This is a genomic window from Sulfurovum sp. (genome assembly GCF_041551015.1).
Lineage (GTDB): Bacteria > Campylobacterota > Campylobacteria > Campylobacterales > Sulfurovaceae > Sulfurovum.
On sequence record NZ_JBFENQ010000075.1, the window covers coordinates 1 to 8,412 of the forward strand.

General features: G+C 39.3%; 8 protein-coding genes. 5 read left to right on the forward strand and 3 right to left on the reverse strand.

What is annotated here, in order from left to right:
* Nucleotides 1-359 (reverse strand): FAD-dependent thymidylate synthase (locus ABZC96_RS06150; RefSeq protein ID WP_373029823.1); only part of this gene is annotated, 359 nt, incomplete at its 3' end.
* 159 nt (nt 360-518) lie between these two features.
* Here ABZC96_RS06150 and ABZC96_RS06155 point away from each other — a divergent pair.
* The gene (locus tag ABZC96_RS06155; protein ID WP_373029825.1) at nt 519-1,622 is read left to right on the forward strand and encodes a deoxyguanosinetriphosphate triphosphohydrolase; all 1,104 of its coding nucleotides are present in this window, start codon (nt 519-521) and stop codon (nt 1,620-1,622) included.
* 144 nt (nt 1,623-1,766) lie between these two features.
* Nucleotides 1,767-3,584 carry a translational GTPase TypA gene (typA, locus tag ABZC96_RS06160; protein ID WP_373029826.1) on the forward strand — a complete coding sequence of 606 codons (1,818 nt, stop codon included), beginning with the start codon at nt 1,767-1,769 and terminating at the stop codon, nt 3,582-3,584.
* A 118-nt stretch (nt 3,585-3,702) separates the two neighbouring features.
* Here the strand turns inward: typA and ABZC96_RS06165 are convergent, their stop codons facing one another.
* Entirely contained in the window at nt 3,703-4,914 is a 1,212-nt protein-coding gene (locus ABZC96_RS06165; RefSeq protein WP_373029827.1) for an NAD(P)/FAD-dependent oxidoreductase, read from the reverse strand.
* A gap of 75 nt (nt 4,915-4,989) precedes the next feature.
* On the opposite strand from ABZC96_RS06165, the gene ABZC96_RS06170 reads away from it, so the two are divergent.
* The 3 genes from ABZC96_RS06170 to purM all read left to right on the forward strand — a co-directional run bounded on the left by ABZC96_RS06170 (nt 4,990) and on the right by purM (nt 6,673).
* On the forward strand, nt 4,990-5,304 hold the full coding sequence (locus ABZC96_RS06170; protein WP_373029828.1) for an MTH1187 family thiamine-binding protein: 315 nt from the start codon (nt 4,990-4,992) through the stop codon (nt 5,302-5,304).
* A gap of 149 nt (nt 5,305-5,453) precedes the next feature.
* The gene (locus ABZC96_RS06175) at nt 5,454-5,678 is read left to right on the forward strand and encodes a hypothetical protein (protein ID WP_373029829.1); all 225 of its coding nucleotides are present in this window, start codon (nt 5,454-5,456) and stop codon (nt 5,676-5,678) included.
* The gene (purM, locus tag ABZC96_RS06180) at nt 5,678-6,673 is read left to right on the forward strand and encodes a phosphoribosylformylglycinamidine cyclo-ligase (RefSeq protein ID WP_373029830.1); all 996 of its coding nucleotides are present in this window, start codon (nt 5,678-5,680) and stop codon (nt 6,671-6,673) included. Before ABZC96_RS06175 ends, purM begins: the two co-directional genes overlap by 1 nt.
* A gap of 53 nt (nt 6,674-6,726) precedes the next feature.
* Here purM and ABZC96_RS06185 read toward each other — a convergent pair whose 3' ends face one another.
* On the reverse strand, nt 6,727-8,193 hold the full coding sequence (locus ABZC96_RS06185) for an alanine/glycine:cation symporter family protein (RefSeq protein ID WP_373029831.1): 1,467 nt from the start codon (nt 8,191-8,193) through the stop codon (nt 6,727-6,729).
* Nucleotides 8,194-8,412 lie beyond the last annotated feature (219 nt).

The following is an 8,412-nucleotide window of genomic DNA, read 5'->3' on the forward strand; positions in this document are numbered from 1 at the left end:
ACACTTGACATTGTATAACGTGTACTTCTTACAGATATGGCTTGCAGTCTATGTCTTGCATGCTCCTGAAGTACCCCTCTTGAGGTACCCTGTATTAAAAAACTTAATGTGGCATGTTCGATGATAGAGTGATGGTGATGTACCCATGCAAGATTTGAAAGAAGATCCGAATCATCGATATTATTGATTGCATCGGTATCTAGATCATTCATTGCATTCTTCACACATGCATTTTCACTGTTTTCAAAACTGTCATAACAGGTTCTTGCAGCGATCTCTGCAACACCAAGGCCAGATTGTTGTAAAAGTGTGACTTTTGGCTTTTCGTATTCAATATGATACATTTCTATTTTTTCCATGGGCACACTCCATCATTATTTTGATACAATTATATCACTATTAATTTAATTATTAAAAGCGAATAGTTGAGTGGGCTTTCTATTGAAGAAAACTTAGCGATAGCGTAGTTTTTTGGACTTTGTTCAAAAAGAGTATCCAATAAAATGAGGAGCATTTTAATGAAGGCAAATGAACGATTTTTTGATTTTGAAGAAGATTTTAGAGACCCTTACGCAAGAGACAGGGACAGAGTCGTTCACTGCAGTTCTTTTAGACGGTTAGAATATAAAACGCAGGTTTTTTTAAACCATGAAGGTGACTACTTTCGTACACGTCTCACCCATTCACTTGAAGTAAGTCAGATAGCTAGAACACTTTCACGTATGTTAGAACTGAATGAAACCCTTGCAGAGGTTATCGCGCTTTCACATGATTTGGGCCATACGCCTTTTGGACATGTGGGTGGAGATGAGTTAGATAAACTGCTTAAAGCAGATGGTAGACCTTTGGGTTTTGAACATAACTTTCAGTCATTCAGGGTTTTGACCAAATTGGAAAAACGTTACAAAGAGTTTGATGGACTGAATCTTACATTTGCTACACTCGAAGGGGTACTCAAACATTCATACCCTTATAAAAAACCTTTTTTAGAAGGATTGGATCCTCGTTTTACCTTAGATAAACATCCTTCTCTAGAAGCGATGGTGGTAGATCATGCAGATGAGATAGCCTATACTTCACACGACATAGATGATGGTATCAAATATGGACTCATTACTTTTGATGATCTGTTAGGAGATGAGCTTTGTTTAAGGGTAGATGAAGTGGTACAAAATGAAGGGGTCAAAAGAGAAGAAAAACTCTACAGACACCGTTTTGTAGCAGGACTTATAAAGATGCTTGTAGAAGATTTTATAGAAAACTCGAAAGAAGGTGCAACTAAATATCGTCAGGAGATGCCTATTTGTGTGACCATCGATGCAGAAGAGCAATTACCGGTAGGATTTTCAAAAGTGACAGCAACACAGCTTAAAAGACTCAAAAAACTACTACATCAGAAACTCTATAGACATCAAAAAATTGTACGTAAAATGCATGCAGGAAAACAATGTATTCAAGGGTTGTACACAGCATTTACAGAAGATACAGATCTTCTTCCCCCTTATCAAAAAGAGCTCTTTGAAGTACGTACAAAAGAACGGGTCATCGCAGATTATATCGCAGCAATGACGGATCGTTATGCGATGAAAACGTATCATGAAATGTACGGGTTTTCACTATAATATATTAGGCATAGAGTAGATGTTTTGATACATAATAAGAGTGTGATTTAGGTAATTTTTTACATAAAAATCTCTTATATAGTAAATTTTGGGTATAATTCGCGAAAATTACATAGGGCAAGAAGCCTTATTTCAGGACATTTTATGCAAAAGATTAAAAACATTGCGGTTATCGCTCACGTTGACCACGGTAAAACTACACTTGTAGATCAATTACTTCAGCAATCAGGAACATATGCTGCACACCAAGAGGTGCAAGAAAGAGCAATGGATTCTAACGATATCGAAAAGGAAAGAGGGATTACGATTCTTTCTAAAAACACGGCTATCACTTATGGAGATCACAAGATCAACATTATCGATACTCCGGGTCACGCCGATTTTGGTGGTGAGGTTGAGCGTGTACTGAAGATGGTAGATGGTGTATTGATGCTAGTTGATGCACAAGAAGGTGCGATGCCACAAACAAAATTTGTTTTGAAAAAAGCGGTTGAACTTGGACTTATTCCTGTTGTTGTTATTAACAAGATTGATAAAGATGGAGCAGATCCTGAAAGAGTACTTGATGAAATGTTTGACCTTCTTGTTGCACTTGATGCAAATGAAGAGCAACTTGAATTCCCGGTACTTTATGCAGCAGCAAGAGATGGTTATGCAAAATGGGAAATGGAAGATGAAAGCAAAGATATGACACCACTTTTCGAAGCAATTTTAGAAAAAGTACCATATCCGCAAGGTTCACCAGATAATGATACGCAAGCACAGGTATTCACACTTGACTCTGATAACTTTGTTGGTCGAATCGGTATTACACGTATCTTTAACGGTAAAGTAAAAAAAGGTGATGAGTATCTTTTAGTAAAAGCATGTGGAACTAAATCTAAAAGCCGTATCTCTAAACTTATCGGATTTAAAGGACTTGAGCGTATCGAGATCCAAGAAGCTGAAGCAGGTGATATCGTAGCTATCGCTGGATTTAATGACATCGATGTAGGTGACTCTGTATGTGATCCTGTAAATCCGGTAGCACTTGATCCTATGCACGTTGAAGAGCCTACACTTTCTGTTATTATGTCTGTAAATGATGGTCCTTTAGCTGGTACAGAAGGTAAACACGTAACATCTAACAAGATCCGTGAAAGACTTGAAAAAGAGATGGAGACAAACATTGCTATGCGTATGGAGCCTACAGGTGATGCGGCATTTAAAGTTTCTGGTCGTGGTGAATTACAGATAGGTATTTTGGCAGAAAATATGAGAAGAGAAGGTTTTGAATTCCTTCTTGCACGTCCAGAAGTTGTTGTGAAAGAAGAAGATGGTGTGAAGATGGAACCATTTGAGCACTTGGTTGTTGATGTTCCTGAAGAATTCCAGGGTGTTGCCATAGAAAAACTTGGTAAAAGAAAAGCAGAAATGACTTCACTTAGCCCAATGCCAGACGGTACTGTAAGACTTGAATTTGAAATTCCTGCACGTGGACTTATCGGGTTTAGAAATGAATTTTTGACAGACACAAAAGGTGAAGGTATCATGAACCATTCTTACTTGGAGTACAGACCTTACTCTGGAACTGTTGTCAGCAGAACACCTGGTGCATTGGTTTCTATGGATAACGGTGAAGCCGTAGCGTTCTCTATCTTTAACTTACAAGCAAGAGGTGTAATGTTCATTAAACCGCAAGATAAAGTTTATGCAGGTATGGTTATCGGTGAATCTGCAAGACCTGGAGACCTCGATGTGAACCCGCTTAAGGGGAAACAGCTTACAAATATGAGAACTTCTGGTGCTGATGATGCTATCAAACTTGTACCGCCAAGACCTATTACTCTTGAGAGCGCAATGGAGTGGATAGAAGATGATGAACTTATCGAAATCACACCACTTTCTATTAGAATTAGAAAAAAATATTTGGATGAGAATGTGAGAAAGAGAATGGCAAGAGATAAGAAAAACGCTAAATAATTCTTTTATTTCACTGCATCTTCGAGGGAGTTTGTTCGGTCAGATACTGACCGTGTGCTCCCTCTCAACAACCCTCAAATCTACTGCAAACTAAACGATTATTTCTTTTTAACTATTTTTAAAAATTATCCCCTGCTCTTATTCCTGAGACCCAGGCGAAGTGAAAATTAAACCCTCCTCTGTCTCCATCGACATCGAGTATTTCTCCTGCAAAATACAGATTTGGTACAAGTTTTGATTCCATCGTTTGTGGGTTTATTTCAGTGGTATTGACACCGCCTGTGGCGACTTCAGCACCTTTGAATCCTTTGGTGTCATTGATAGAAAGTTTTAGATTTTTAATGGTGTAGACAAGCTTGCTGACTTCTTTTCTGTTTAAGTCATTTTCTTGTTTGGCTTTACACTTCGACTGTTCTAAAATGATAGAGATGAGTTTTTTGTTTATGACACCGTGAAGCCATATTTCTATAGGTTTTTCACTTCCCTCATCTATGCGACCTAGCAGTAAGTTGGTGAGTTTTTCTTTGCTAAGTTCTGGCATGAGATCCAAGTTGAGCTCACAGTAATCATAGTTTGCCAGTCTTGTACTAACTTCACGGCTAAGATCCAAGACAGCCAATCCGCTTATTCCATAGTTTGTGAAAAGAAGATCACCCTTTTTCTCTGTGATGTAGTCACCATTGGCATAGAGTTGCGCTACTCCAGCTACTTTCACACCTGCACAGGCGTTCACCCATGTTTCATCTGAACATAGTTGTACGAGAGAAGGGTGACGAGGTATGAGACTATGTCCCATTTTTGTGGCAAAGGCATATCCGGAGTTTGAACCTCCAAGTTGTGGTGCGGCAGGTGAACCTGAGGCTAAAAGGAGTTTTTTGCAACGTTTATTTCCCTGAGATGTTTCTACAATAAAAGTATCATCTTCTTTACTGAAGGATGTTACTGCACAGTCACATATTATCTCTACTCCTGCTCTTTTGGCTTCATACTCCAGTAGTTCAACGACAGAGCTTGCCTGGAGAGACATAGGAAACATTTTTCCCTCTTTACCTTCGATAAGCTCAAGTCCTATGGATGTGAAAAACTTTTTTACTATGTCAAAGCCCTGACCTTCCAACACTTCTTGTATAAAATGCGGATTTTGTCCATGAAAACGGTTAGTAGAGATATATTTGTTGTCGATATTGCATTTTCCGTTACCCGAGACAAGTATTTTTTTACCTATTTTGTTATTCTGTTCGAGTAAAAGTACAGTGTGCCCTGTTCTAGCAGTGGTGATGGCAGAAACGAGTCCAGCAGCCCCGGCACCAACTACAATCATATCAACCATTTTTATCCTTTGTATGGAGATTATAACCTATAATCTGTTATAACATGAAAAATAAACAAAAGAAGAAGGATGATTATGTCAGCATTAGTAGAATTTTCAATGTTCCCAACCGAAAAAACGCAAAGTAAGAGTGCCTTTGTTGCACGAGTTTTAGATATTGTAGATAAAAGTGGCTTAGCTTATCAACTTACCCCTATGGGGACTATTATTGAAGGTGAAACAGTTGAAGAAGTATTGAATGTAATCAATAGAGCTTACGAAGAGCTTCAAAAAGATTGCGGTCGTGTTTATAGCTCTATAAAGATCGATTGGCGTGATGGTCCAGTGGGTAGACTGGGAAACAAAGTTGGTTCTGTTGAAGAGAAGCTAGGACGAAAGCTTTGCTCTTAACGCAACACATTGTGTAAGCTTCAGTTGAAGAGTACATAGTGTTAATGCAGTTTTTGGGCCTTTACTCTAAAAGCGTTCCTCATATGATAACGGAAGTTAAACAGCTAAAATTAGATATAATACGCCCAATTTCTAATAAGGGTTTTTAAATGTGTGCTGAAAAGATACAACGTTTAATACAGGCGAGTATATTGGGATTTGTTATGGGTTTAGCAGGTTCTGGTATGTATGCAGCTGCATTTATTTTGCAATTTGCCATGATGGTGATGCTTGTTCTTGCAGGGTTGACAGGCTTTTGTCCAGGGCTTATAATGCTTAAAAAGATTTTCCCTGCGTGTAAATGTGAAGAAACTAATGAAAAGGACAATAACTAATGTCAAATATATCATATAAAGATGCCGGTGTTGATATCGATGCCGGTAATGAATTTGTAGAAGCGATCAAAAGTGATGTAAAATCTACTTTCGATAAAAATGTTATCGGTGGTATCGGTTCATTTGCAGGTGCTTATGCACTTCCAACAGGCTACAAAGAGCCAGTGATCCTTTCTGCAACAGATGGTGTGGGTACTAAGCTTCGTATTGCTATAGATAGTGGGAAACTTGATACCGTTGGTATCGATCTTGTAGCAATGTGTGTGAACGATCTTATCTGTAATAACGGAACACCGATGTTTTTCTTGGATTATTATGCAACAGGTAAATTGCTTCCTGAGAATGCAAAAGATGTGGTTGCAGGTATCGCAGAAGGCTGTCGTAGAGCTGAATGTGCCCTTGTAGGTGGAGAAACAGCTGAAATGCCTGGTATGTATTCAGATGATGACTTTGACCTTGCAGGATTTGCAGTAGGTATCGCAGAGCGTTCAGAGATGGATACTATAGCAAATGTGAAAGAGGGACAGATACTCATTGCTATGCCAAGTTCTGGTGTTCATTCTAACGGATATTCATTGGTAAGAAAACTTTTCTTTGACAAGTTGGGCATGAGTCTTGAAACAGAGTTTGAAGGTAAGCCCCTTGTAGAGACTCTGCTTGAACCAACACGTATCTACGTAAAAGAGTATAAAGCCAATAAACAGTATGTAAAAGCTTTAGCCCACATCACAGGTGGGGGAATCGTAGAAAACCTTCCTAGAGTGCTCCCAGAAGGGATGAGAGCGATTGTAAACAAAGATGCTATTAGAGTATTGCCTATCTTTGAATTTATGAGCAAGTATGTTGCAGAAGAAGAGATGTACAGAGCCTTTAATATGGGTGTAGGAATGGTATGGGTTGTAGACCCTGAAAATGTAGATGCTGTACTTGCAAATACGGATGGTTATGTTATCGGTACACTTGCCCACGGTGAAAAGGGAGTAGAGATGGTTTAATCCATCCTCTTAGCTTTTAAAACAGATAACATGTGATTGACACATGTTATCTACTACTTTGGTTCACACACCCCTTTTCGTATACACTCTCTATCCAACTCCCCACTTCTCCATTTTGAAAGATACGCTTTTAGATTATTGTGGACAACTCCTTGTAACATATAGAGTCCTATGAGGTTTGGTAAGGCCATTGCCAAGATGAGAAGGTCGGAGAATTCTAACAGTGTAGAAGCACTGGTTACCGATGCCATGACTGTAAATGAAACGAAGATCAATTTGAATACCAGTGTATATTTTTCCCCAAACAAATAAGTCCAAGAGCGTTCTCCATAATAAGACCATGATATCATCGTAGAAAAAGCAAAAAGTACGATGGAAAATGACAAGATAATAGGAAACCATGAAATGACAGTTCCATAAGCTGCTGCTGTGAGTGCTGCACCCTGTTTGGAAGCAACCAGGTTTGCAAACTCTCCATCTGGAGCATAAACACCAGTGGTTACGATTACAAGGGCTGTCATAGTACAGATGACTATGGTATCGATAAACGGTTCATAAAGCGCAACCATACCTTGTCTGACAGGGTATTTGACTGATGCGGTAGAGTGTACAATAGCAGCAGAACCTATACCTGCTTCACTTGAGAATGCAGCACGTTTAAAACCTTGTACAAGTACACCTATGAGACCACCTGCTGCTGCAGTAGGGGCAAAGGCTTCATGAAAGATAGTTGAGATGGCACCAGGTACTGCTGAAGCATTTGTGATGAGTATCCATAACGATGCAAGCAGGTAGATAAAGACCATTGTAGGAACGATCTTTTCTGCTGTAAGAGCAATACGTTTGATCCCACCAATAATAACAAATCCTACAAGTGTTGCCATGATAAGACCAAATACGATCGGATATTCTTGAAAGAAGGGAATACGTTCTGACAGTACACCCATAGCTTGTGAGGTTTGAAAAGCATTTCCTGCACCTAAAGATCCCCCGATAGCAAGAACTGCGAACATTACAGCAAGTACTTTTCCCAGTTTGACATGTCCTTTAGAAGCAAGTCCTATGGAAAGGTACTGCATCGCACCACCCATGATACGCCCATCAGGTCTTCTCTCTCGGTAGACTTGGGCAAGGGTTACTTCTGTAAATTTGAGTGTCATACCAAAAAATCCTGCCAATATCATCCAAAAAGTAGCACCTGGCCCACCTACTGCGATGGCGATAGCAACACCTGCGATGTTTCCCAATCCTACCGTTGCAGATAGAGCAGTGGTTAAAGATTGGAAGGGGGTGATCTCTCCTACATCATCAGCGGTCTTGTATTTACCTATGATGATCTTAAAGGCATGACCAAACATACGTGCATTGATAAAACCAAAACGAAAAGTAAGAAAAACCCCTCCAACGATAAGCCATGCAACAATGAAAGGCATACTTGCACCTTCTATGCTGCCAAAAAAGATGTCAAAAAAGAAGATAGAGCCTAAGAGGCTATTAATTTGTTCGAATATACTGTTCATATGTTTTGCCCTGGCAAGAAGATGAATTATTATACTGACTAACGCCTAAAGTACCTCTAATTTAGGGATTAAAATAACATTTTTTCATTTTTTTCCAAAATCTATTGACAAATGGAAACCTTTTGACTATAATTGCGTTCCTTTTTATAAGGTAACGGAGTGTAGCGCAGTCTGGTAGCGCACCTGGTTTGGGACCAGGGGGTCGAAGGTTCGAGTCCT

What these genes read in the sequence shown, in the direction of transcription:
- ABZC96_RS06155 (WP_373029825.1), top strand. Translation starts at nt 519, where the DNA reads ATGAAGGCAAATGAACGATTTTTTGATTTTGAAGAAGATTTTAGAGAC.
- typA (WP_373029826.1), top strand. Translation starts at nt 1,767, where the DNA reads ATGCAAAAGATTAAAAACATTGCGGTTATCGCTCACGTTGACCACGGT.
- ABZC96_RS06165 (WP_373029827.1), bottom strand. Translation starts at nt 4,914, where the DNA reads ATGGTTGATATGATTGTAGTTGGTGCCGGGGCTGCTGGACTCGTTTCT.
- ABZC96_RS06170 (WP_373029828.1), top strand. Translation starts at nt 4,990, where the DNA reads ATGTCAGCATTAGTAGAATTTTCAATGTTCCCAACCGAAAAAACGCAA.
- ABZC96_RS06175 (WP_373029829.1), top strand. Translation starts at nt 5,454, where the DNA reads ATGTGTGCTGAAAAGATACAACGTTTAATACAGGCGAGTATATTGGGA.
- purM (WP_373029830.1), top strand. Translation starts at nt 5,678, where the DNA reads ATGTCAAATATATCATATAAAGATGCCGGTGTTGATATCGATGCCGGT.
- ABZC96_RS06185 (WP_373029831.1), bottom strand. Translation starts at nt 8,193, where the DNA reads ATGAACAGTATATTCGAACAAATTAATAGCCTCTTAGGCTCTATCTTC.